The organism is Halobacteriovorax sp. XZX-3, from assembly GCF_043196495.1.
Lineage (GTDB): Bacteria > Bdellovibrionota > Bacteriovoracia > Bacteriovoracales > Bacteriovoracaceae > Halobacteriovorax_A.
This window is the reverse complement of record NZ_JBEBMO010000001.1, coordinates 108,487-131,685: the sequence shown is the minus strand read 5'-3', so window position 1 is coordinate 131,685 and position 23,199 is coordinate 108,487. Positions and strand designations below refer to the sequence as shown.

23 protein-coding genes are annotated in these 23,199 nt (G+C 37.0%); 12 read left to right on the top strand and 11 right to left on the bottom strand.

Going from position 1 to position 23,199, the window contains the following annotated elements; translation table 11 throughout:
* Positions 1-18: 18 nt before the first annotated feature.
* A complete protein-coding gene (locus ABMA70_RS00640; RefSeq protein WP_392992137.1) occupies positions 19-1,140 on the bottom strand; it encodes a PQQ-binding-like beta-propeller repeat protein in 1,122 nt (373 codons plus the stop codon).
* Between the two features lie 4 nt (positions 1,141-1,144).
* Positions 1,145-1,807, bottom strand: coding sequence for a YfgM family protein (locus ABMA70_RS00635; RefSeq protein WP_392992139.1), 663 nt, complete (start codon positions 1,805-1,807; stop codon positions 1,145-1,147).
* A 121-nt stretch (positions 1,808-1,928) separates the two neighbouring features.
* On the opposite strand from ABMA70_RS00635, the gene ABMA70_RS00630 reads away from it, so the two are divergent.
* From ABMA70_RS00630 to ABMA70_RS00620, 3 genes are all read left to right on the top strand, one after another.
* On the top strand, positions 1,929-2,408 hold the full coding sequence (locus ABMA70_RS00630; protein ID WP_103217064.1) for a hypothetical protein: 480 nt from the start codon (positions 1,929-1,931) through the stop codon (positions 2,406-2,408).
* Between the two features lie 15 nt (positions 2,409-2,423).
* Positions 2,424-3,191, top strand: coding sequence for a hypothetical protein (locus tag ABMA70_RS00625; protein WP_103217063.1), 768 nt, complete (start codon positions 2,424-2,426; stop codon positions 3,189-3,191).
* A 350-nt stretch (positions 3,192-3,541) separates the two neighbouring features.
* On the top strand, positions 3,542-3,916 hold the full coding sequence (locus tag ABMA70_RS00620; RefSeq protein ID WP_392992141.1) for a DoxX family protein: 375 nt from the start codon (positions 3,542-3,544) through the stop codon (positions 3,914-3,916).
* Here ABMA70_RS00620 and ABMA70_RS00615 read toward each other — a convergent pair.
* The 4 genes from ABMA70_RS00615 to rnc form a co-directional block, all read right to left on the bottom strand.
* The gene (locus ABMA70_RS00615) at positions 3,906-4,736 is read right to left on the bottom strand and encodes an NAD(P)H-hydrate dehydratase (protein WP_392992143.1); all 831 of its coding nucleotides are present in this window, start codon (positions 4,734-4,736) and stop codon (positions 3,906-3,908) included. The genes ABMA70_RS00620 and ABMA70_RS00615 overlap by 11 nt on opposite strands.
* A gap of 107 nt (positions 4,737-4,843) precedes the next feature.
* Complete coding sequence (locus ABMA70_RS00610) at positions 4,844-6,658, bottom strand: GTPase (RefSeq protein ID WP_392992145.1); 1,815 nt, start codon at positions 6,656-6,658, stop codon at positions 4,844-4,846.
* Between the two features lie 28 nt (positions 6,659-6,686).
* Positions 6,687-7,655 (bottom strand): GTPase Era, encoded by a 969-nt coding sequence (gene era / locus ABMA70_RS00605; RefSeq protein WP_392992147.1) that lies wholly within the window; start codon positions 7,653-7,655, stop codon positions 6,687-6,689.
* A gap of 24 nt (positions 7,656-7,679) precedes the next feature.
* Positions 7,680-8,534, bottom strand: coding sequence for a ribonuclease III (rnc, locus tag ABMA70_RS00600; RefSeq protein ID WP_392992148.1), 855 nt, complete (start codon positions 8,532-8,534; stop codon positions 7,680-7,682).
* 133 nt (positions 8,535-8,667) lie between these two features.
* Between rnc and ABMA70_RS00595 the strand changes: the two genes are divergently transcribed.
* Complete coding sequence (locus ABMA70_RS00595; protein ID WP_392992150.1) at positions 8,668-9,642, top strand: tyrosine-type recombinase/integrase; 975 nt, start codon at positions 8,668-8,670, stop codon at positions 9,640-9,642.
* A gap of 4 nt (positions 9,643-9,646) precedes the next feature.
* Here the strand turns inward: ABMA70_RS00595 and ABMA70_RS00590 are convergent, their stop codons facing one another.
* A complete protein-coding gene (locus ABMA70_RS00590) occupies positions 9,647-10,480 on the bottom strand; it encodes a hypothetical protein (protein WP_392992151.1) in 834 nt (277 codons plus the stop codon).
* 113 nt (positions 10,481-10,593) lie between these two features.
* Between ABMA70_RS00590 and fsa the strand changes: the two genes are divergently transcribed.
* From fsa to ABMA70_RS00565, 5 genes are all read left to right on the top strand, one after another.
* On the top strand, positions 10,594-11,238 hold the full coding sequence (fsa, locus tag ABMA70_RS00585) for a fructose-6-phosphate aldolase (RefSeq protein ID WP_103217056.1): 645 nt from the start codon (positions 10,594-10,596) through the stop codon (positions 11,236-11,238).
* Positions 11,239-11,416: 178 nt separating this feature from the next.
* Positions 11,417-12,313: a matrixin family metalloprotease gene (locus ABMA70_RS00580; RefSeq protein WP_392992153.1), complete on the top strand. Its 897-nt coding sequence runs from the start codon at positions 11,417-11,419 to the stop codon at positions 12,311-12,313.
* A 58-nt stretch (positions 12,314-12,371) separates the two neighbouring features.
* Positions 12,372-13,034 carry a paraquat-inducible protein A gene (locus ABMA70_RS00575; protein WP_103217054.1) on the top strand — a complete coding sequence of 221 codons (663 nt, stop codon included), beginning with the start codon at positions 12,372-12,374 and terminating at the stop codon, positions 13,032-13,034.
* Entirely contained in the window at positions 13,021-13,617 is a 597-nt protein-coding gene (locus ABMA70_RS00570; RefSeq protein ID WP_392992155.1) for a paraquat-inducible protein A, read from the top strand. Before ABMA70_RS00575 ends, ABMA70_RS00570 begins: the two co-directional genes overlap by 14 nt.
* Positions 13,610-15,181, top strand: a complete 1,572-nt coding sequence (locus tag ABMA70_RS00565) for an intermembrane transport protein PqiB (RefSeq protein ID WP_392992157.1) — start codon at positions 13,610-13,612, stop codon at positions 15,179-15,181. The genes ABMA70_RS00570 and ABMA70_RS00565 overlap by 8 nt, the downstream gene beginning before the upstream one ends.
* Before the next feature lie 56 nt (positions 15,182-15,237).
* Here the strand turns inward: ABMA70_RS00565 and ABMA70_RS00560 are convergent, their stop codons facing one another.
* Complete coding sequence (locus tag ABMA70_RS00560; protein WP_103217051.1) at positions 15,238-17,184, bottom strand: sigma 54-interacting transcriptional regulator; 1,947 nt, start codon at positions 17,182-17,184, stop codon at positions 15,238-15,240.
* A gap of 229 nt (positions 17,185-17,413) precedes the next feature.
* On the opposite strand from ABMA70_RS00560, the gene ABMA70_RS00555 reads away from it, so the two are divergent.
* Genes ABMA70_RS00555 through ABMA70_RS00545 form a run of 3 tightly spaced genes read left to right on the top strand, consistent with a single transcriptional unit; the run spans position 17,414 to position 19,713 of the window.
* Positions 17,414-18,346 carry an adenosylmethionine decarboxylase gene (locus ABMA70_RS00555; protein ID WP_392992159.1) on the top strand — a complete coding sequence of 311 codons (933 nt, stop codon included), beginning with the start codon at positions 17,414-17,416 and terminating at the stop codon, positions 18,344-18,346.
* 27 nt (positions 18,347-18,373) lie between these two features.
* The gene (speE, locus tag ABMA70_RS00550; protein WP_103217049.1) at positions 18,374-19,240 is read left to right on the top strand and encodes a polyamine aminopropyltransferase; all 867 of its coding nucleotides are present in this window, start codon (positions 18,374-18,376) and stop codon (positions 19,238-19,240) included.
* Between the two features lie 11 nt (positions 19,241-19,251).
* Complete coding sequence (locus ABMA70_RS00545; protein WP_103217048.1) at positions 19,252-19,713, top strand: EVE domain-containing protein; 462 nt, start codon at positions 19,252-19,254, stop codon at positions 19,711-19,713.
* Here the strand turns inward: ABMA70_RS00545 and ABMA70_RS00540 are convergent.
* From ABMA70_RS00540 to speA, 3 genes are all read right to left on the bottom strand, one after another.
* The gene (locus ABMA70_RS00540) at positions 19,710-19,991 is read right to left on the bottom strand and encodes a hypothetical protein (protein ID WP_392992161.1); all 282 of its coding nucleotides are present in this window, start codon (positions 19,989-19,991) and stop codon (positions 19,710-19,712) included. The two genes, ABMA70_RS00545 and ABMA70_RS00540, sit on opposite strands and share 4 nt — an antisense overlap.
* Before the next feature lie 79 nt (positions 19,992-20,070).
* Positions 20,071-21,072 carry a hypothetical protein gene (locus tag ABMA70_RS00535; protein ID WP_146037782.1) on the bottom strand — a complete coding sequence of 334 codons (1,002 nt, stop codon included), beginning with the start codon at positions 21,070-21,072 and terminating at the stop codon, positions 20,071-20,073.
* Positions 21,073-21,280: 208 nt separating this feature from the next.
* Entirely contained in the window at positions 21,281-23,194 is a 1,914-nt protein-coding gene (gene speA / locus ABMA70_RS00530; RefSeq protein WP_103217045.1) for a biosynthetic arginine decarboxylase, read from the bottom strand.
* Positions 23,195-23,199 lie beyond the last annotated feature (5 nt).

The window sequence follows — 23,199 nt, the reverse complement described above, 5'->3', positions numbered from 1 at the left end:
AGAGTTTATGTCTTGGATTTATTTGAAGGTGTACAGACGAAATCGCGATGAAATAAATGCGATAAAATCTTCGTCCTGTGTCATATTTCCAAATACTGCTGAATAAGCAGATCCTAGATCAAATCGTTGAGAAATTTGCCCACGAGAATCGATATAGTATACAGTTTTTCCAACTGTCGTTACAACAAGTCCATCTTTCCAAGCAGCTAGAGAAGAGATTGCAACATCATCAACCTTAACTCTTTTAACTTCATTAAAAGTTGAATCGATATAAACGACTTCACCATTAACACTACCGAAAGCAGAAAGCTTTCCACCATCAATTAGAACGCCTTTACGATTAGACTGAAAACCTAGCTTCTTAAAAAGAACACCAGATTTCTGATCAATAACTTCCATTTTATCGTCAACAGATCCTACAATAATCTTGGAATTAAAGATTGTTGGCCTCATATCGACATCAACAAATTTCTGTCCAGTACTCATACGTCTTTCCCAAAGAACTTGTCCTTCTTCTAGTGAGAAACAAATGAAGTAGCCGTCAGCAAAGCCTGCATAAACCTTGTTACCAGAAATTAAAGCAGTCGATGTTCTTTGTACTGTTGAGTAGTAAGGAACTGATCTTTTATAAGACCAAATGACTCTCCCAGTATAGGCATCAATATTAAATAGCTTATGATTTCTTGTATGGATAAAGAGTCTTCCGTTATGAACAATTGGAGTTGAGTCAACACCTGCGTCTAAGTCAAACTCGTATGCCAACTCACCTTTGTTTAGATCGTAAGCATAAACACGGCCTGTATTGTCTCCAAAAATCAAAAGATTCTCGTAAACAATAGGTGCACTTGTCATTTGTCCTTTAATATTTAAAGTCCAAAGGAGTCTACCTGATTCAACATTATATGCATTAAAGTGGCCACGGCCATCAGCTGCAAATAACTGTCCATCATGGATTAAGGGAGATGCTAATGAAATTGGAAGATTTCCACTTTCATATCTTGGCTCTAAATTCTTTGCCCAAGCAAGTGTTAGCGGCTTTTTTTCTAGCTTATCAGCAGAAATTTTAGTCTTAACACCATTTAGTGTTGAACAAGAAGTAAGAAGAATGGCCACTGTTGTGGCCGTTAGAATTTTTATCATAGAATTACTTAATTTTTGCTAAATAGCTCTTCGCTAGTGATTTGTAGACGTTTTGAGTAGTTAATGTAAGAACTTTTTCAAAATGAGCTTTGGCCTGTGCCATATCATTTTTAAGAAAGTACATACGTCCTAAGTCTAACTCTACACGTCCCATTGTTAGGTTATTTTCATTATTCTTAAGTTCAGTTAATGAAGCAATTGCACCATCAATATCATTTAAGTCTTCTTGAACTACGGCCTTTCTTAAGTTTACAAAGTAAGACTGTAGAGAGTTTACCGGCTGCATCTTCGTAAGAATTTCAAATGCAATCTTGTTTTCACCTTTATTTGTAAGGTAATCAACAGCAAGTAAGCTAGTTGCGAAAGAAGCCGAAGTACCTGCAAAGTCATTTAGAAGCAGCCCAAGTTCTGCACTCATTGCACTCGCATCAAGTCCACCTTCTTGATATTTCTTTAATGACCCTTGCTCAAATTGATAAAAAGCAGTTGCGGCCTTTTCATTTGTTTGTGCTTTTGTGTAAGAAAAGATTCCGTATCCACCAATAGCAGCTACAACTAATAGAATCAGTCCTAGAAATAAAGCTTTGTTTTGAGCGATAAACGCTCCAAGCTCAGTTGAATTTAATTCAGAATTAAGGCCTTCATTTGGCGCTACCTGTGTTGTCATCCATTACCCTCTGGTTAAAAATTTTTATCATTTTAATAAAGAACATTGAAAGTTGTCAAAAATACATGAGTATTGTTAAAATATATTTACTCATAATTAGGAAAAAGGAAAATTACGCACCATGAAAAGGATTTCACTAGTAATAGCAGCTTTTATTATCTCACTAAACACTTTCGCTCTAGAGCGTGTTGGACGTCTGGGGATTGGTTTCTCTAATACAGTTAACAATGATATCCCATCGTTGTCGATTAAAGTTCAACGCAGTACAACGTTCGCATATGGCGCGATTTTTGGTGTAAATACGGCGGAAAATGGTGGCTGGCACGGTGGTGTGCGCCTCTACCGCAATATCTTTGATGAACCATACTTAACTTTCTATGCTGTTGGTGCAGCTGTTCTCTTGAATAACAAAACACCGGGACAAGATTCAGACTCAGGTTTTCAAGGAGACCTAGGCTTTGGAACAGAGTTTTCGTTTCAGGGAGTGGATAGCATTGGCCTTAGTGCAGAATTTGGTATTCGCTTTGAGAATATCGACGAGTTTGAAGTGACAACAATGGGTGAACACTTTATCACAGCAGGTTTTCACTTCTACCTATAAAATACGGACAATTTAATGTTTAAAAATAAAATTATTTTCTTCATCACACTTTTTTGCCTGCAAGGCCTATCTCTTGCCCAAGAGGGAATGGTCGGTGCTGATGATGACCTAAATATTGGTGGAGATATCTTCTCTGATTTCAATGAAGACCTTGAAGAATCTCAAATTTATGAAGACGAACGCTATTATAAATATGGGCGCTTCTTCTCTTTCTCAATGGCAATCGGTTTTACAACTTGGACAGGAAACCGTGGAATGTTATATGAAGACCTTCCTCCTACTTTTGGTTTAACAATCCAATATTTTTCTGATTTTCAATCGGCCTGGAATATAGGTTTTGCTTATTCAAAACACAATATTACACTGACGTATCCAACTCAGGGGATCCAGCAGTTTCCAACTTCTGTTGATATCTCAATGCTTAGATTTTATTTTGGTTACCGCTATTATATTGATACATCAAATTTAGGAACCGCCATCACTTATTCAAATCCTTACTTAACAGCTCGATTTGAATATTGGTATGAGCAGGAAAAAATCTCAAATCAAGACGGTGAAGTTGAAGACTCTTACGGAGGGGTCGGTATCGCTCTTGGTGGAGGACTTGAATTCCCAATTAAAATAAAAGAATCATACGTAAATGTTGAGGCACTTGTTCACTCAGTTGCTCTTCAAGATGTACGTACAATCAAATATGCCCCAGCAACGAAGGGTGGTCCAGGCGTGAGTGATCTGACTGGTTTTGCATTCACGCTGATGGTTGGATATGTTTGGAATTGGTAGCGCATCCGCTGCAAAATGATTAATAATCATTTTGAGCGGTGCGTGCGCAGTTGTCTGAAATGACGTAGTAACATTAATCTCAACGAGCTTTAGCGAGTTGATGATTGCAAAGCGCAAACTTAATATGCACCATTTTGAGCGGTGCGTGCGCAGTCGTCTGAAATGACGTAGTAACATTAATCTCAACGAGCTTTAGCGAGTTGATGATTGCAAAGCGCAAACTTAATATGCACCATTTTGAGCGGTGCGTGCGCAGTGGTCTGCAATGACGTAGCAACATTAATCTCAACGAGCTTTAGCGAGTTGAGAAAAAAATAGAACACAAAATAACGTATAACAAGGACAGTTAAATGAACAGATTAAACTCAGATTTAGGTTGGCTTGTACTCAGAGTTTCAACAGCTCTAATCATGCTTTTAGCTCATGGCTGGGGCAAGCTTGCTAACTTCACAACACTACTAACAAAATTCCCTGACCCAATTGGACTAGGGATTCCATTTTCACTAACAGCAACAGTTTTTGCAGAAGTATTCTGCCAGGTCTTCATTATTGTAGGATTTAAGACGCGTTGGTTTGCAGCTATTTCTGCATTCACAATGATTATTGCGGCGTTCGTTGTACACGGAGCAGATCCTTTTGGAGCAAAAGAGCTAGCACTGATGTATGCAGTAGTATACATTGCAATTTTCTTTTCAAACGGTGGGAAGTACTCAGTTAAAGCATAACTTTTCTAATATAGGGGAAGAGGTCACTGGCCACACTTCCCCTTATTCCTTCTTCACTTTCATATAATATATCGGCAGCACGGCCATGTACCCAGACACCAAGACAAGCTGCTTCTTCAAGACTAAGTCCCTGCGCTATAAAGCTACCTATTATACCGGCCAAGATATCCCCTGTTCCGGCCATTGCTAAAACGGGATTTCCTGTTTTATTAACATATACTTCATTTTGTGAGGAGACTAAGGAATCATGACCTTTTAGTACACATACATTTGAAAACTTCATTATTTTTTTTACACTTGAAAGTCTATGCTTTGAAATTTCTTCTCTCGGTACATTAAGTAGTCTTGCTGCCTCTCCTTCATGAGGAGTAATAATAGAATTAACAAGCTTCATAGTACTTTGTGCCTGAGATAAGAACCAAAGAGCATCCGCATCAACAACTTTTTTTAGATTAAGATGACAAAAATGATCCCACATAAATTTGCCCCATTCATCTCGCCCAAGACCAGGGCCAAGAACAACAGACGATGCCTTTTCCAAAATTGCGCTAGCATGAGCTAGTCCTCTATCATTAGCATCAATTCCACGTACCATGATTTCTGGTCGAGCTGAAATGATACCTGATACACTTGCTTTTCGTGTTAAAACACTGACCATCCCGGCACCTGAACGAAGCGCCCCTTCAGCAGCAAGCCTGGCAGCACCAGCATAACCAAGATTTCCACCAATAATGACAACATGGCCAAAGCTATACTTATTAGCGCTCGTATTCATTACAGGAAGTTTTCTAAATAGAGAGAAAGGAAAATCACTACTCATACCTTCACTTATCGGCAAGCCGTTCGAGTAATTGCAAGTAAAGTCAAATCTAGAGAATAATTAAGAATTTATTAAATGAAAAAGGCCCTCAATCGAGGGCCTTGGTTTTATTTTGAAACTTTTTTCATGCGGTTTTGTAAATCCGTCCCTGTTCTAAAGATCAGGTGAATTGGTGTGTTATCAAGTGGGAAAGCTCCACGTAGACCATTCTTAAGATAACGACGGTAGTTCTCAGGAATCCCCTTAGACTTATTCGTGTAGAATAAGAAAGTTGGTGGATCTGCCTTAATTTGAGATGCGTACTTAACACGGAATCTCTTACCACGTGAACCTTTAAGAATAATTGGGTGTCGTTCAATTAACTCAAAAACAAAACGGTTTAGAGCACCAGTTGCAATTGACTGTCTTCTAATGAAGATTGTCTTTGCAAGAATCTTTTTAAGACGCTTAAGTCCTCTTTTGTGCTTTGCCGATATAGGAATAATATCGCAGTAGTTAAGCCAAGGCATTTTATCGCGAATATTTAAAAGCCACTCTTTACGTGCTTCTTGATCCTTGAAAGTATCCCCCATAAGATCAACTTTATTAAGACATACAATTACAGAAGCACCTTTTTCGATTGCGATATCTAGAAGACGCTTGTCTTGGTGTGAAACACCTTTTACAGCATCAATCATATAGATACACACATCACTATCTGCAATACTTCTTAGGGAGCGATATACAGACTGAGACTCAACAAAGTCATCAATCTTCTTTTGCTTTCTAATTCCCGCAGTGTCCACGATGTGGATTGAGCGCCAGTGGCTGCCTTCGACCTCTGCTTCATATAACGCTTCGGCTTCGCCTTCACTTGCCTCTTCAGAAGATTCAGCTTCAACATCATCACCGAAGACTTGTGCTTCCATACGAGTCGCAGAAGTTTCATCAAGTTCTTCGTCTTGCTCAAGCATAACATCTTCAAGCCCTTCAAGTTCGAACTCGTCAAGCTCAGTCTCAATCTCTTCTTCAAGGTCATATGATGAAATCAGCTCATTATAAAGATCAGGATTATTCTTTTTAAAATCTTCATACTGAGAACGTAGAAGGTTATCGTTTTTAAAGAATGCCTTTGCTTCATCAAGCTTCCTTGCATCTTCCCCAAGGAAAAGATCAAAGTAGCCATCAATTGGATCAACTGTTGTTCCAGCAATATCAGAAACAAGCGCACGCTCACTTCCAAGAAGCTGATTTAGAAGAGTTGATTTACCAGCATTAGGAGCACCAATAAGAGCAAGTTTGGCAACAACGTTTTCACGTGGAGTAACACCACGTTGAAGTGCTGAAACATTCATTACATTATTAGATTCAGAAAATGCCATCATTTCACGGTGAATATTCTCACGAAGGTTCTCCATTCCAAGGCCATGGGCCGCAGAAGTGACAAACATTTCGTCATTATTTACACCAAGCTCATAGAAAGCATACTCATCACCATCTTGAGCGCTTGAATCAAACTTATTAACGATAAGCCACATTTTCTTTTTTTGTTTTCTAATGAAATTAGCAATCGTTTTATCAAATGGAAGTACGCCTTCTCTAACATCAACAACAAAAAGAACCAGATCTGATTCCTCGATTGCCTGATGTGCGTGATCCGTCATGATATTAAAGAATTTATTAGCATTAATCTCTTGCTCATTCTTACCTTGTTCATCAACTTGTGTTGGGTAAAACCCTCCAGTATCAACAAGAATAGCATCTAATGGGCGATCCTCATCGGCATCACTAAAAGTTGTAATTCCATAGTGACGATCACGAGTAACACCTGGCATATCATGCGTAATGGCCTTAAATTGTTTCTTCATTAATCGGTTGAATACGGAACTCTTTCCAACATTCGGTCGCCCAATTAATGAAATGATCATTGATCGTTTTTGCATATTAAAGTCCTATTTTCTTAAAATTAAATTATTTTTTCTTCCAAACACGTGCAGAGTTTGTTGCTCTTGGAAGACCAAGCTCTTCAAGTACGAAGTTATTCTTAAACCATTTTGGAGAAACTTTAACGTGTAGGTTTAAGTGAACTGTCCCGTCAGTCATTGCAGCAATTTTCTTACGAGCACGCATACCGATCTCTTTAATCATTGTACCTTTAGATCCAACAACGATTGCACGTTGAGAAGGACGGTTAACTAGAATTGAAGCCGAAATGTGAGCAGCAAATTCCCCTGTCTTATCTTTAAAGTCTTTGTACTCATCAATTACTACGGCCATCTCATATGGAAGCTCATCTTTTAATAATTCAAAAGCTTGCTCACGGATATATTCTGTTGCGAAGAATCTTTGTGACTTATTTGAAATTGCACCATCTAAGTAAAGGTGTGATCCTGGTTGTGCGTCATCACAAAGAGCAGCTGTTAGTAAGTGAACATTATCCCCTGACTTAGTTGAAATGCAGAAAAACTTCTCAAGTGCTGGAATAACTTCTTTTGCTTGCTCAAAAACTTTATCAAGTGGAAGAGCTTCAGCATTTTCAACACGATCAGATTTCGTGAATACTAACCAAGTTTTTGATAACTCTTTACCACCAATATATTCTTTAAAGTCTTTAATTTGGCCAAGGATATCCTTTGTTAAATCAATTAGAAGAAGGTTTACATCAACACCATCAACACCTTCTACTGCTTGTTGATTAATTCTTTTGTTAAGTTCTTGACTTGCTTTGTGTAGACCTGGAGTGTCTACTAAAACAACTTCAGTATGATCAACTGTAAATACTGCGTGAAATTTATTACGAGTTGTTTGAGGCTTGCTTGTTACAATTGATAAATCCATTCCTAGTAAGTAGTTTACAAGTGAACTTTTTCCTACGTTTGGAGCTCCAACGATTGCTGCCATAAGTGATTTGTTGTCTGGGTGTTGATTTTCTAATAACATAATTTCTCCGTCAAATTAAACCTATTAAAGTCGATCTAATAAATTATCTTTTAAGCATTTTTTTGCAATTTCTTTTGTTCCATTCTTCTTGCTATGAGAGATTAACTCACAGATATATTGCTCATTTACATAGAGCTCAATTTTAAATTCTTGCTCAATCTTCGTGGCGCGATACTCTGGTAAACATTTAAAACGCGCTAGTGTTTCTTCTTGAAGCTTTGTCTTAGGATCAAAGTCCAAAAGCTTCTTTTCACAAAAAAACTTCTCACCAACTTCTTTTTCATACATTGATAGTAATGTATTTAAATACTGATCGGCACGATCAACACCTTGATCAATTGCGATCGCTCCCAGAAGAGATTCAAAAAGATCACAAAGAATCCCACTGTTCACTTCCTCATCTAGCTCACCTTTTCCAACAATCAGAAAATTTGATAGACCAAGAAAGTTCGAAAGAGCACTTAGACTCTCCTCATTAACAAGAGCACTACGAAGCTTAGAGAGTTGCCCCTCATTCATATTTTCGAAATTTAAAAAGAGGTTCTTAGTAACAAAAGCACCTAAAACAGAGTCACCATAGAACTCAAGTCTTTCATAGCTTTTCACTTTTACTTTGGCCTCGTGAGCATATGAACTATGCGTAAAAGCACGCATAAGAAGTGCGTTGTCTGTAAAATTTAAATTGAATGTAGCTAGAAGCTTCTCTTCAATATTTGAATATTTAAGGAATGTATCGATTAAGAATTTGTGATTTTGCTCAGATGCACCAGTAGCATTAGCGTCACCAGATTGCTTAAAATTTGCAATCGTGTGCACATAAAATGCATGGGCAAATGGATTACTCTTCCCTTGCGGGGCGAGTGAGGTCGTCTCGAGCATAAATCACCTAATATTAAATTGTTAAGGCCATTTATAATGCTTTATCCCACCAAAAGCAAGCCTAAGCTTCTTCTTGTGAAATAATAACAGGTTCGTTAATATATTCAGTAATATACGTAGTTTAAGGATGGATATGGAAATCACTACAGCCAATAAAAACAAGTTAGAAAAGTGGCAAAAAGCCTTCTTCAAGAAGATAGAGGCCAAGGGCCGAAGCCTAAACACAATTAAGAATTATCGAACAGACTTGGCCTGTTTTAACCAATATGTTACAGAAAGTGCAAAGCAAACCAGTATTGAACAATACTCAATCCTTGAGATTCTTGAATACGGTAAATTTCTAGAGGCCAAGTATAACTCAGATAACTCTCGTCGCCGTCGAGTACAGGCACTAAGAATCTTTTTTGATCACTTAGTTGAAGAAGGTATTTTTAACGCGAATCCTGTTAGAAAGATTCCAACTTCACCAAAGTTTTTAGATATTCCCAGACCTGCGACATTCTCCCACATTAAAAGCTTGTGGCATACAATCTTAAATGATCAGCGTACGGCCAAGAATGACCTAGAAAGACTAAAGGCCAAGCGAAATGGGATTATCTTTAGTGCCATCTACCTTGGTGGTCTTAAAGTAAGCGAGCTTTCAAAAATTAAAGTTTCTAGTTTCTCTTTTAGAGATGAAATAAAAGCAGTTATCACCCATGAAAAGCGTGATCCTTATACTGTTACTTTTCCAGCTATATTTGGACGACTATTTTATGAATATGTTGAGCTCTTAGAGAAAGTTAAAAAAGAGCAGGGACATAACTTCCCTCACTTACTCTTTAATGCCAATGCACACAAAATCCTCTCAGGAGGGCTTTCCGCACGTGGAATGGAGCTCTTATTCGAAGAGTGGCGCAGCCAACTGATGATTCAAATAACACCTAAATCACTTCGTCAGTCTTGTATTTTCACTTGGCTTCATAATGGAGTTAATGAGACAACAATGAAGGAATGGTTAGGAGTTTCGCCAGCATATTCTCTAAGGCCATATAAAGAACATATGGATAAGCACTTCTACAACGACCAATTTATTGAATTGGCAATGAATGAAGATAAATTAATCTAAAATATTAATAAGAGTTTTTAATTGGAACTGGTCTGTCATAAACAGGCAGGCCTGCATCCTTATCAAGATGCCAGCGATCAGTGTAGAGCTCATCTTTTTCAACGCGGTAAAAGTTAAGGTCTTGATCAAGTTTATCCAATTTATAAATGAGTTCAGCCTGCAGACGAACTTGATCGTTCTTTTTTGAAAGTAGTAAATTTAAGGCCTCGTCTTTCTTTCTTTGAAGCTCAAGAATTTGCTTATCATAATCGGCCGCTACTTCAACTTGCTTTTGAGAAAATCCCCAGACAAATTTATTCACGTCATTCAACTGAAATGTAAAATCTCTCTTTTTAGCAAGTAGAGACAAGCGATAGCGTGATGCTTCCTTGATTCGGGCCGAGAGCATCTTGCTTTCAAAAACAAGAATCGTACCTCTTCTTAAAGTCGAGTTTTCACCCCAACAGTCTTCAAGGTCTTTAGCATAGATTGTTATATACTTATCTTCACTAGAGCGCACATGTCCTTTACAGCGATCATTATCCATATTTCTTGCAACATTAAAAAAGACTGTATCAGATGGTTTTAGAAATTTAACATTTCGAGACTCGACCTGAATTTTAAAAACTGTTGAAGATGGATCCTTATCTGTCACACGTCCTGAAAATTTTGAATAATCGACACTTGGATCATAGAAAGTATCAAAGCCATGATCGTTAATATAATTTTCGTAGGCGTTATAGTCCTTTTTTATATTCTTATTGCGAACATCATCTTTTTTGATGATAAAACCATCAGCGTTGGCCACGACCTGAGCTTGGGCAATAATCAATGAAAATACTAGAAGTATTAATCTCATATGTTCATTATAGCGCAAAACGTCTTTACTAAAAGAGGCAGAAAACTTGTCCATTACCCCTGCCCATGATAAATTTCACTAGTTAATTTTTATATTTCCCTTAGGAGCAAAGAATGCAATTTTTTATCGATACAGGTGATATTAACGAAATCAAAGAAGCAGCAAAATGGGGCATCATTGATGGTGTAACAACTAACCCATCAATCATTGCTAAAACAGGACGCTCACAAGTTGATGTTATCAAAGATATTTGTGAAATTATCGACGGGCCTATTTCAGCTGAAGTTATTGCAACTGACAAAGAAGGTATGATTAAGGAAGGAAGCGAGCTTGCTAAAATTCACAGCAATATCGTCATTAAACTTCCCCTAACTGAAGATGGAATTGCTGCATGTAAATGGTTCAGTGAGAACGGAATCAAAACAAACGTAACTCTATGCTTTAGCTCAAACCAAGCATTACTAGCAGCTAAAAATGGTGCAACTTATATTTCTCCATTCATCGGAAGACTAGATGATATCGGTGCAGATGGAATGACTCTTATCCAAGAAATTCGCCATATGTATGATATCTATGGATTTGAAACAGAAGTACTAGCTGCTTCAGTTCGCCACGCTGATCACGTTAAGCACTGCTCAATGGTAGGTGCAGACGTCGCAACAATGCCATTTGGTGTAATCAAGTCACTTTTCGCTCACCCACTGACTGAAAAAGGACTGGCACAATTTCTGGCCGATCACGCGAAGTCACAGAAATAATCAGCAGTTATCACATCTAAAGAATATCTATAAATAATATTTGTGATTACGGGGAGTTATGCTCCCCGTTTCTTCATTTTTTCTAAATTTAAATTCCCACAGACCGATATCTATTAAAATAGTGCTTACCAGCACATATCCGAGCGTTTCGCTCTTTTATTTTTGGTAAAGGTTTGGGATGAATTTTTTAAAATCAACTTTTCTATTAGCGTGTTTTTGTACCGCTACAATCTCGTGTGTTGCTGAGCCAGAAAAAGGCCCATCCCTAGCAGCATTACCCCTTCGTTGGAATGCCTCTGCCCTGCCTTTAACAGTAAAAGTTCACAATGACTTCAATATTATAAATGAGCTGGATGGTGGATCAGATAGTCTGCCTCTAGCGGCCGAAGATGATGGCGATTACCTAGAGTATGATCTAATGGAAGAGATGCAAAAGGCATGGAATGATGCAGACTCAAAGAGAGACTACTTTGTTCTTGGCCATGGGCAAGCGGCTTCTCGCACACCTTCTTCAAATCTAAATGACTTCTATGACGGCGAAGTCGGAATCTATATCACTCAAGACTGGTACCCAGAAGTTGGCTATGGCGTTCTGGCCATTACTTCATACTTTGCTGAACACAAAGGTGATTACCTTCGAATGGTTCACGGTGATATTATCGTTAATCTTCGTGACTACTGGTTTACTTTCGATAATACAGAAACGGCCAATTCGTTTTACGACATGCCTTCAGTCATCCTACACGAGCTAGGTCACCTTATTGGATTAAAACATACTAATTCAAAATCTGTTGAATCAATTATGTATCCACAACTTGGTGGTGGTGAAAAGAAGAGAACTCTAAGCTTTTACGACTCTAAAACCATCGAAAACCTCTATGATAATGCCACGGCCATGACTGCAGGTGTCCGTGCTGCAGCACTAGGAAGTACTGATGCCAGCTTAGATGAGTCAGGTAATGAAGAATCGGATGAGCCGCCAAAGCTTATTCATGGCTATATTGAACTTCGCACAGATGGCTCATGCCAACACTACCTCGATGGTAAGTTAATTGATTCTCACAAGGCCTTTTAGTCCATAGTGCAAGGTTTGCTCTCTTAAAAATATCAGTAATTTATGGCCTAATATTAGTATGGCCATAATTCTAGACGACACAGACAAAACGTCTCTTCCAATTGATGAGGAAACGCTAAAGGATAATTCAAAATTAATCCTCTGTCCTGACTGTGATGAACTTTATGAATTTGAATTAATCGCCCCGAGACAAAAGGCCGTTTGCCACTGTTGTGGCTACACTCTTTACCGCGGAGATAGCACGATTCGCATGGTAAGAGTTCTTACAATCTCAGGCCTTCTCTTATTTTATCCGGCATTCTTTCTACCAGTATTAAAAATTCATATGGCAGGTAGTAATTTAGAAACATCGACTTATCAGTCAGTCTTCGCATTTGCCACTAAAGCTTATTGGCCAATAGCAATCTCCGTGGTTCTCTTCGCTATCCTTATTCCACTTTTTAGACTGCTTGTATATTTATCAATAATTTTTAAAAACAAATTTATTAATCGAAATATTGGTAGGCCTCTTTTGAAGTACCTTGCACCTTCACATGAGTGGTCTATGGTTGATGTTTACTTTATGGGGATTATTGTTACCGTATCCAAAATGGTCGACCGCTCAGATGTTGAGCTCACAATTGGGACTCTGAGCTTAATCCTCCTCATGGTTAATAACATTCTACTTCAATCGGTTACTCATTTTGATGAATTATGGAAGAGGCTTTATGAGAGGAATTGATCATCAAAAGGCCCTGTGCCCGAAGTGTAAAAAAGTTAATTCAATTCTTACGTGTACACGATGTGGTGCCAAGATAGAGCTTCGAAACTATGATGGGATCTCACGTTGTAAGGCCTATTTAATTGCGGCCATCGCGCTTTATATTCCAGCGAATCTACTTCCCATGATGACCGTTCTTACATTTAACAGAGGTACACCAAGAACAATTCTTGGTGGTGTCATAAACTTAATCAATTTAAAAATGTATCCCATTGCCATGATTGTTTTTGCGGCAAGTATAATTGTCCCAATATTTAAAATCATTTCACTTTGGTATATCATTGATAATATAAATACTTTAGATGAGAGAAAAAAGAAGAAGTTAACAAAGTTATATCGAGTTGTTCATATCGTTGGAAAATGGTCTATGCTTGATATCTTTGTCATCGCCCTACTCGTTATTCTTGTTAATGTTGAATTCATTTCTCAAATAAAGGCAGAGCCCGCAGTGCTCTACTTTACAGCAGTTGTAATACTAACCATCCTGGCCTCAAACGAAGTGGACACTAGATTAATCTGGGATGATAAGGAAAGATATGAGTAATGCAAAACCTCAAGTTGTTAACAAAAAAGGAATAAATCCAATATGGTTTTTTCCTGTTGCTGCGGTTTCTATTGGAATCTGGCTTTTGTATACAAACTTAATGGCCCGTGGCTCATATATCACAATCAACTTCAGAAATGCTGATGGGATCATTCCAGGTAAAACGACAATTATCTATAAAGGAACAATTGTAGGACGTGTAAAAGATACGGAACTAAATGAAAACCTTACAAGTGTTGCCGTTCATGTTGAGATGAATCCACGCATGCGTGAGTATCTTTCAAAGGATACAAAGTTCTGGCTAGTAAGCCCAACTGTTAATCTTTCAGGTATCTCAGGCTTAAGCACAATTATTAGTGGTAAATTTATCAACATGCATCCAGCTAAAGGCAAGTTCATTAGAAAATTTGATGCCCTAAATGAAACACCAAGAAGTCTTAGAAAAGATGGTATCTATATCAAGCTAAACGCCGACAAACTTGGCCCTATCTCAATAGGCTCACCTATTTACTATAACAAGATTCAAGTTGGTGAAGTAACAGGCTATGATCTGGATATGGAAAGAGATGGTGTTGATATTACTGTTTTCATTGAAGATCGTTACCAAAATCTTGTTCACTCAACATCTAGGTTTTACAATGTTAGCGGAATAAGTGTTGATGCTTCACTTGCTGGAGTAAAAGTTAGAACTGAATCTTTAGCTTCTCTTGTAAGAGGAGGAATTTCATTTGTTAATTTTGAAAGTGATGATGAAACAATCTTAAAAGAAAACTTCGAAAAGAGCTATAAGCTCTACTCATCGTACGAAGAAACAATTCCAGGTAAAGAAATTTCAATAGAGTTCCCACTGGGAAGTGCTGTTTCAAAGATTAAAACACCTATTAAATTTAGAAGTATCATTATTGGTTATGTGACAGGCTCAAAAGTTGATCGTAATAAATCAACACTAACAGTACAGGCCAATATAAAGAAAGAGTTTGAAAAAGTTGTAGTTAAAGGTGCACAGTTTTGGGAAGTTAAACCAAAAATTTCTCTTAGTGGGATTGAGTCACTAGATGCACTTACAGGAAATTATATAGCTGTTGATATCAGTCGCTCAAGATATAGAAAGAGTAAAGAAACTGATAGATTTAAGGCCTTGAAACAAGCTCCACTCAAAGAAGTTCATAATAAATATGGACAAAGACTCAGCCTTTATAGTGATCGTCGAAACTCTCTAGCAAAAGGCCAAGGTGTTTATTATCGTGGCATTCAAGTGGGAGTTATTACAGACGTAAGACTTAATACACGCGCTAAGAATGTTATCGCAGACATCTTTGTGAATTCTCCATACCACAGACTTTTGAAAGAAGAGACAAAGTTTTGGAATGTAAGTGGAGTTGATGTTGAATTCGGATTATTTTCAGGCGCAAAGATCAGCACACAATCACTAGAAACGCTTTTATCGGGTGGAGTTGAGTTTGCAACCCCAGAGAAGTTTTCACAGCGTAAAAAAGATTATTTTAGAATTCATAAAAAAGCCGATAAAGATTGGCTTGAATGGAAACCTATTATTGAACTATAAATTATAATAAAAAAGCCTCGCATAGCGAGGCCTTTTTATTTCTACTATTACTAAGTTTAAGCAACTTTCTTTTCTTTCGTAATTTCTGCTGGACTCTCAAGAGCATCAAGTACTTCCTGAGAGAAAATTAGCTTCTTACGAAGTGCCTCTCTTGAAATTCCCATCTCTTTTGCGGCCTTAGATTTGTTACCAAAATTTCTCTTAATCTCATTAAGAATCATCTCACGCTCAACTAGTGCAAGACGATCTTTTAGAGGTAAAGTAAAATCCGTTACGTGATCAATTTGACCAAACTGTTTTTGCTTCATTGAGATATCAACTAAAGGTGATACACCATCATTGATTTCAATATCAGAGATAATATGTGATTTCGGATGATATAGCACAGCTCTCTCAATACATTTTTTTAGCTCGTAAACATTTCCTGGCCAGTCGTACTGAAGAATTTGCTCCATAACCTTCTTAGAGAAGCTCTTAAGAAGTAGGCCTTGTCTCTTGCACTCAACTTTTAAGAAATACTCAACAAGCATTTCAATATCATCTTCACGACGTCTTAGTGGGTCAATATTAATTTGCGCTTGTGATAAGAATTCAAAAAGATCACGGTGAAATAAACCTTCATCTGTTAGAATTCCTAAATCCTTAATAGAAGTTGCCATAATTCGACAATCAATACTTACGATACCACCAGGAGTTCCTCTATTTGAAATAACATCAAAAAGCCTCTCTTGCCATTCGTAAGATAGGTTCTCAATGTGGTTAAGAACTACTGTTCCACCTTGAGTCTTTGAAAAAACGCATTTTTCTTCATCAGGACCAAATAGCTGGGCCTCTAATTTTTGCATATCTTGTAATTTACAATTTACTGTATTAACTTCATGCAGACCGCGCTTACCTTCAAAGTGTAAAACAGTTGCATAAAGATTTTTACCAACACCTTTCTCTCCAGTGATTAATACAGGACTATCTAGATCTTTAAGTTTTGAGATTGAATTTCTCATCGACTTAACACCAGCTGTGTTTCCAATAATTGCATACTGACGATCATACGGAGCTGAGAACCTACGAATTTTAGAATTATTCGAAATCGGGTTGAAGCTATGAAATACTGAAGAGAAAACAAGGGCAAGAACCTTCATTGTTTTTTCATCTTCAATTGTAAAACGGTCTTCGTTACGTTTATTAATTACTTCAATGACACCAATAATTTTGTCTTCGCGGTTATGAATTGGATAACAGATAATCGATTTTGTCGTAAATCCATTTTGCTCATCAAAAGCATTATTAAAACGTGACTCATCACTTTCCGTACAAATATTTAGCGCAACACCTGTTGTAAAAACAGATCCAGCAACACCTAGACGGTAATCAAACTTTAAACCAGTCTTATCAAGCCCTAACGCTGCAATGGCCTCAAGCTCATTTGTATCTGGATTAATTAGAAAGATTGAAGAGCGTTGTGCATTTAAAATGCGGATAACTTCTTCAAGCATAGTATCAAGAAACCCTTCTTTGTCACCAAAGTGAGTGATGTCTTTAAATAGAGAAAGTAAAAGAGAGAACATTTCAAATCCTTCATTAGGATCTGTATAGCGCTCTTTTAATGCTGATTGAATTAAACAGTCTTTAAGTCTTTCTGAAGAGAAGCTCATGATATAGCTTTCGAGGAATTTATTAATTCCCTTTTCAACATCTAACTCAACACCGTAGATAATTTCTTCGTCTTCTAATACATTTGAGAAAGCGCGAACAACTCGCCCCGTAAGGTCAAGATGCTTTTTCTTAAATTGCAAAGAAACTTCAAGCTCCGTTCCTACAGAAATTCTCTCATGAGTTTTAAAGCCAAAACCTGTTATTGAAATATCAACAAGCTTTGCATCATCGATATATTCTAGATGTCCTACTTCATCTTCTTTTTGAATAAGAAAACGTAGGTTATCTGCTTCCTCTACAGGTATTCTGAAAGATTGAAAGAACTTAAATTCTGAAAAACTGGCGAGCATGATAATCCCCTCATTAATGCTATACAGTTATTAATCGGTAAAATTTGGTTAAAACTTTAGGCTGTTGCCCAAAATTATTGGCTATAAAATCTATATGATTGGCCGCATTTGCTCCTTATTACTTGCCTGATGGGCCCACAAGCAATAAGATGTGATATTAAAATTAGTTGTAATATTGAGTACTTGCGTAAAGTAAGCAGGTATAAATGCATTTTAAATTGGATGAATTATGATTTTTGAAGGTTCAGAAAAGAAGGCCGAAATTATCGTTAAAGATGGCCTTAACTTACTAGAAATCCCTGATACATTTTGGGCCCAGCTAGTTGAAAAAGCGAAAGCGACAATCCTATCTAGTGTAAAGAATGACAAACTGAAAGCTTTCCTACTTTCAGAATCTTCCCTATTTGTTTGGGAAGATCGTATGCTTATCATCACTTGTGGACAAACGACATTGATTCAGGCCATTGATTTCTTCACAAGTGAATATGGCAAGGATTCAATTAAACAACTTATATTTCAAAGAAAGAATGAGTACTTCTCACATATGCAGCACTCAACTTTTATGGATGATATAAAATTATTAGAAAATAAATTTAATGGAACAGCGCTTCGTTTTGGAAATATCGACGACCATCACAATTATATTTATTTCCTAGATCAAGAATACACTCCTTCAGCAGATGATCATACTTATGAGCTTCTAATGTATGAGATCTCTTGTGAAGCAAGAAAACTTCTTACAGATGAGAATGTGACAAAAGATCAAATTAGAGACTTATTAAAGCTTGATAAGATTCTTCCAGGATTTGAACTAGATGATTTTGTTTTCAATCCTTACGGATATTCTTTAAATGCGATTAAAGATGATAACTACTTCACTTGCCATATTACTCCGCAAGAAGAGTGCCCATATATTAGTTTTGAAACTGATATTGATATGAAAGAAATTGCAAGTGTTCTAATCGATGCCATGGAACCAATTTCTTATGACTTCATCGAGTTCTGCCCTAATCAAGACGGGACTTGTGGTTTAAATGTTAACCCAGGTGAATACAAGGCAAAGACGCAAGTTGAAAGCTTCTTAAAATGTGGATACATCATGTACTTTTCTCATTTTTACAAGCTACGTACAAACCGCTTAAAACCTTACAAATTACTTTAATTAATTTAAATATTTTAGGAGACAACTATGCACAGTAACCTATGGATTGAAGAAAGATATAAAGATTTTTACGGAATGAGATATAAAGTAGAGAACGTTCTTTACTCGAAAAAAACAGAATTCCAAACGGTAGACGTTGTAGAAACAAAAGGGCATGGAAAAATGCTTCTTAACGACGGTCTAGTAATGGTAACGGAAAGAGATGAAATCGCTTATCACGACATGATTTCTCACGTTCCATTATTTGTTCACCCTAATCCAAAAAACGTTCTCGTTATCGGTGGTGGTGACGGTGGTACAGCAAGAGAAGTTCTTCGCCACGCTTCTGTTGAGAAGTGTACAATGGTTGAAATTGATGGCGCCGTATGTGAAGCATGTATGGAATTCATTCCACAAACTGCTGAAGTACTTAAAGGCCATCCAAAATTAGACCTTATCATCGGTGACGGTGTTAAATTTGTACAAGAAACTACTGAAAAGTTTGATGTTATCATCATCGACTCTACTGATCCAATCGGTCCAGCGGCCCCTCTATTTGGTCCAGAATTTTACACAAACGTAAATAAGTGTCTTGCAGATAATGGTATCGTTGTTTCACAAGGTGAATCACCTTGGTTTGAAGCAGAGATTCAAAAGAGTATGCTTGGTGTTTTAAATGATATTTTCAAAAATACATTTATCTATAACTTCTCTAACCTAACTTACCCAGGTGGACTGTGGTCTTTTACTTTTGCAACTAAAGGCGACACTCACCCAATTAATGACTTTAGAGAAGAAGCAGTAGCAGAATCTGGACTTGAGTTCTCTTACTACAATGCAGGACTTCATAAGGCAGCTTTCTATCTGCCAACATTTATGAAGAAGAATCTTGAAGGTTTAATCCAAAACCCATAAGGACTTAGTTCATGCAGTACTGGCTCTTTAAAAGCGAACCTGATGCTTTCTCAATTGATGACCTTGCAAGAAGACCGAAACAAACGGAGTCTTGGGATGGTGTGAGAAATTATCAGGCACGTAACTTCATGAGAGATGAAATGAAGCTTGGAGACAAGGTCTTCTTCTATCACTCAAGTTGTAAGGAGCCAGCAATTGTGGGACTTGCTGAAGTTGTCAAAGAGTCTCATCCAGATAAAACTCAATTCGATGAAAAATCAAAGTACTTTGACCCTAAGGCCACGACTGATAATCCTCGTTGGTTTCTTGTGGATGTAAAATTTGTCGAAAAATTTTCAAAAGCACTAACCCTTAAAGAGATGAAAGCAGATCCTCGCTACGATGAGATGCCTCTTGTAAAGAAGGGTTCTCGCCTTTCAATCATGCCTATTCCCAAACAAATTGCGAGCACTATTTTAAAAGATATTTCTTAGAAAATTTTAAAGACTAGAGTTTGTAAAAACTCTCTTCCAAAGGTTGTATAACTAAGGAATAAAGTCACAAATGACAAGATAAACCCTATTGTAAAAAAACTAAGAATAACAATTCCTGTTCGTCCAATAAGAGCTTTAATAGGTTGTTTATAATAGAGAGAAAGATGTGAGAGGTCGTTATGGCCATGAACACCACCAAATTTATACTCCTGCACACTTGATTCTTGTGTACTATCGGCAGCACTTAGATCGACATTTGATAGGTCCTGAATTGGCATTTCCCGTTACTCCTCACATCAGCTTTGTCGCTGACATGAGAAGTATCGGTAAAAAGATTAAAATATTTTAATATATGAATTATTGAATTATTTGAGAATCTAAATTTTGAGCGTTAGTAGCTGAAATCATTGTATTTTCTTTTACGATTTCAGAGTCTGCATCAACGTCTTCATCGTCTAGAAAGTCAGAAAGAGAATTCTCCTCACTGCCAATAGTTTCTTCAACTAAATCCATTTTAGTTGCAATAATTTCGCTAGCGGCCTCTATTTGTCCTCTTACTTCTTCTATTTCACAAGCAATGTCTTGCTTTGAATCTAGGAAAGAGTCCATTTCATCACGACATTTAGAAAGCTTCTCAATAAGCTCATCTTGATTTCCACGATATGTCTCTTCTAGGTTTGAAAGTAGGCCAATAACATTATTGAAGAATTTAGCAAGATTGCGACTTAGCCCTTCAAGTTCGCTACTACTTTGAGTCATTTCTGAGTCATTTAGAAGACTTGCTTGAACATCAACGCGAAAGCTAAGTGTTTTAAGTTGAAAGATGATATCTTTCATATCTTGGAATTCACTCATGAACTTTTCAAATGTTTCCTTGAACTTCACATCCCCTTGCTCTGCTTGAAGTTGTGCATCTTTTTGCTTTGGTAGCTCTTTAATGAACTCAAGACCTTTCTCTCTTAACTCATTAACTGCATCAACGATTGATTCCATACCCTTATGGCCATCATTAACAACAAGCAGCTGGTCCTTGATATCTTCCATTGTATTTTGAAGTTCAATCGTCATTAGTTCATATTCAGAGATTTGTTCTTTTTGACCAGAAACAATATCCATTTCCTGAGAAAGTTTAATCTGAAGAGACTTCTTACTATCTTTCAAATCCTTGATATCATTTTTTAGTCGATCAACTTCTAAACGAAGTAACTCTGAATCATTAAAGAGTCTTACTTTTGCGTAATACTCTTTGATCATTGGAATCATAGCAAAGATAGCAAAAGCAATGGCAGCAACCATGAAGATTAAGTTATATAAGCTTCTTGTGATGAGCCAATTGTAAATTAATACACCATGTGTCATTAAAGACAGTGTACATATAATGAAATAATTAGTTTTAGATGTTGGTGATTTAGCTGTTTTGGTTGAATTCTTTTCAAATTTTAAAGACATGTTATCGATCCCTGACAAACTTTCTTTTAATAATACAATAATTATCAAACACTAAAGTAAGTAAGTCAATTATCAGGGACCGATAATTTTACAATGTAACTAATAAGTTACGGCCGTTTTATTTAAGATAAGTGTAACTCTTAAGGCAATCCTCATAGAAGTCTACAAGTGATACACCATCACGTGGACGAATGCGGCCACGAGAAACTTGGCGATCGATATAACGCTTAACCTTAAATGCCATAAACTCTGGGTTATATTGCATTGTTGAAAGAACCTGACGAGCAGAGTTTCCTTCAACTGTTTCTTCGATATAGAATCCTTTTGGATCATCGCTATCTGCATAAACGTGAACTTCATTTACACGCCCAAATAAGTTGTGCATATCACCCATTACATCTTGGTAAGCACCTGTTAGGAAGATTCCAATACGGTACTCCTCACCTTCAGTTAGTTGATGTACAGCAATTGTTTTCTTAAACCCTTCATCTGGGTCATAGAAGCGATCAATCTTACCATCACTATCACAAGTAATATCAGCAAGTGTTGATCTCTTACCAGGCTTTTCATTTAAGCGAGTCAATGGAACAACAGGTAGCACTTGCTCAATTGCCCAACTGTCACATGCAGATTGGAAAACTGAAAAGTTACAAAGGTATTGGCCACTTAAAGTATTTTCTAAATCTTCCATTAGCTCTGATTGAAAATCTTCTTCTGGAACTAATGTACTAATTTCCTTTAAGATGCGAAGGTGCATTGTCTCAATTTTTGCACGCTCTTCAAGCTCTAGAATACCAAGTTTGAATGCATGAATTGAATCCGACTTAATCTTCATTGCATCGTTATATGCTTCTTGCCAATTTTTAGTCTTTGCAAGAACTTCACCAACTTGTCTCATTTCTGTAACAAGGTTATGCTCACCAGTTTCTTGCTTAGTTGAAAACTCAATTTTTGTATTATCGATTTCACCGATAATATTAGTGATAACACAACTGTGGTGTGCAGTAATTGCACGGCCACTCTCAGTAATAATATGTGGATGCTCAACACCCTCAAGATCACAAACAGACTTTAGTCCATAAACGATATCAGTAATATAATCAGTGATTGAATAGTTAATTGATGAATCATTTGTCGAGTTTGTTCCATCGTAATCAACACCTAGTCCACCACCAACATCAAAGTACTGCAGAGGAGCTCCAATCTTTTGCATCTTACAATAGATACGAGAACCCTCTTCAATTGCTTCTTTAATCGAGCGAATATCAGTGATTTGAGATCCAATATGGAAGTGGAAAAGTTTTAGCATATCAAGACGATCATGCTTTTTTAAATATTCAATAGCTAAGATAATTTCAGAAGTCGTTAGACCAAATTTGGCCTTATCGCCTCCACTTGATTCCCATTTACCACGGCCTTTTACAGACATGCGTCCACGAATACCAATAAATGGAATTACTCCATGCTCCTTGCCTAACTCTACTAGCATACGAAGTTCAGAGAATTTTTCAATAACAACAAAAACCTTGCGTCCTAGTTTTGCACCAAGAATAGCAAGTTTTAGATAATCACGATCCTTGTAACCGTTAAGTACAGTAAGAGAATCAGCATTATTATTATATGCAAGTGCAGATAAAAGCTCAGGCTTTGAACCAGCTTCTAGTCCATAATTATAACGAGAGCCTGCATCAACGATTTCTTCTACAACTTCTCTCATTTGGTTTACCTTAACAGGATAAACACCAAAGAATTTTCCGCGGTAATCTTCATCATCAATTACCTTTTGAAAGGTATTATTTAAAAGCTTAACTTGTGAGCGTAAAATATCATGGAAACGAATTACTAGTGGTAATTGAATTCCTTGTTCTTTAGCTTCTTCAATAACGTCATTAATAACAATTCCAACATTCTTATTTGGATTTGGAGTTGCTTTAAGTTGTCCGTTTTCTTCAATTTTAAAATAACCGTTACTCCACTTACTTACGTTGTAGAGGCGATCAGAATCTTGAATTGTCCAAGTCTCATTTGTCATTACTT

What these genes read in the sequence shown, in the direction of transcription:
- ABMA70_RS00640 (WP_392992137.1), bottom strand. Translation starts at nt 1,140, where the DNA reads ATGATAAAAATTCTAACGGCCACAACAGTGGCCATTCTTCTTACTTCT.
- ABMA70_RS00635 (WP_392992139.1), bottom strand. Translation starts at nt 1,807, where the DNA reads ATGACAACACAGGTAGCGCCAAATGAAGGCCTTAATTCTGAATTAAAT.
- ABMA70_RS00630 (WP_103217064.1), top strand. Translation starts at nt 1,929, where the DNA reads ATGAAAAGGATTTCACTAGTAATAGCAGCTTTTATTATCTCACTAAAC.
- ABMA70_RS00625 (WP_103217063.1), top strand. Translation starts at nt 2,424, where the DNA reads ATGTTTAAAAATAAAATTATTTTCTTCATCACACTTTTTTGCCTGCAA.
- ABMA70_RS00620 (WP_392992141.1), top strand. Translation starts at nt 3,542, where the DNA reads ATGAACAGATTAAACTCAGATTTAGGTTGGCTTGTACTCAGAGTTTCA.
- ABMA70_RS00615 (WP_392992143.1), bottom strand. Translation starts at nt 4,736, where the DNA reads ATGAGTAGTGATTTTCCTTTCTCTCTATTTAGAAAACTTCCTGTAATG.
- ABMA70_RS00610 (WP_392992145.1), bottom strand. Translation starts at nt 6,658, where the DNA reads ATGCAAAAACGATCAATGATCATTTCATTAATTGGGCGACCGAATGTT.
- era (WP_392992147.1), bottom strand. Translation starts at nt 7,655, where the DNA reads ATGTTATTAGAAAATCAACACCCAGACAACAAATCACTTATGGCAGCA.
- rnc (WP_392992148.1), bottom strand. Translation starts at nt 8,534, where the DNA reads ATGCTCGAGACGACCTCACTCGCCCCGCAAGGGAAGAGTAATCCATTT.
- ABMA70_RS00595 (WP_392992150.1), top strand. Translation starts at nt 8,668, where the DNA reads ATGGAAATCACTACAGCCAATAAAAACAAGTTAGAAAAGTGGCAAAAA.
- ABMA70_RS00590 (WP_392992151.1), bottom strand. Translation starts at nt 10,480, where the DNA reads ATGAGATTAATACTTCTAGTATTTTCATTGATTATTGCCCAAGCTCAG.
- fsa (WP_103217056.1), top strand. Translation starts at nt 10,594, where the DNA reads ATGCAATTTTTTATCGATACAGGTGATATTAACGAAATCAAAGAAGCA.
- ABMA70_RS00580 (WP_392992153.1), top strand. Translation starts at nt 11,417, where the DNA reads ATGAATTTTTTAAAATCAACTTTTCTATTAGCGTGTTTTTGTACCGCT.
- ABMA70_RS00575 (WP_103217054.1), top strand. Translation starts at nt 12,372, where the DNA reads ATGGCCATAATTCTAGACGACACAGACAAAACGTCTCTTCCAATTGAT.
- ABMA70_RS00570 (WP_392992155.1), top strand. Translation starts at nt 13,021, where the DNA reads ATGAGAGGAATTGATCATCAAAAGGCCCTGTGCCCGAAGTGTAAAAAA.
- ABMA70_RS00565 (WP_392992157.1), top strand. Translation starts at nt 13,610, where the DNA reads ATGAGTAATGCAAAACCTCAAGTTGTTAACAAAAAAGGAATAAATCCA.
- ABMA70_RS00560 (WP_103217051.1), bottom strand. Translation starts at nt 17,184, where the DNA reads ATGCTCGCCAGTTTTTCAGAATTTAAGTTCTTTCAATCTTTCAGAATA.
- ABMA70_RS00555 (WP_392992159.1), top strand. Translation starts at nt 17,414, where the DNA reads ATGATTTTTGAAGGTTCAGAAAAGAAGGCCGAAATTATCGTTAAAGAT.
- speE (WP_103217049.1), top strand. Translation starts at nt 18,374, where the DNA reads ATGCACAGTAACCTATGGATTGAAGAAAGATATAAAGATTTTTACGGA.
- ABMA70_RS00545 (WP_103217048.1), top strand. Translation starts at nt 19,252, where the DNA reads ATGCAGTACTGGCTCTTTAAAAGCGAACCTGATGCTTTCTCAATTGAT.
- ABMA70_RS00540 (WP_392992161.1), bottom strand. Translation starts at nt 19,991, where the DNA reads ATGCCAATTCAGGACCTATCAAATGTCGATCTAAGTGCTGCCGATAGT.
- ABMA70_RS00535 (WP_146037782.1), bottom strand. Translation starts at nt 21,072, where the DNA reads ATGACACATGGTGTATTAATTTACAATTGGCTCATCACAAGAAGCTTA.
- speA (WP_103217045.1), bottom strand. Translation starts at nt 23,194, where the DNA reads ATGACAAATGAGACTTGGACAATTCAAGATTCTGATCGCCTCTACAAC.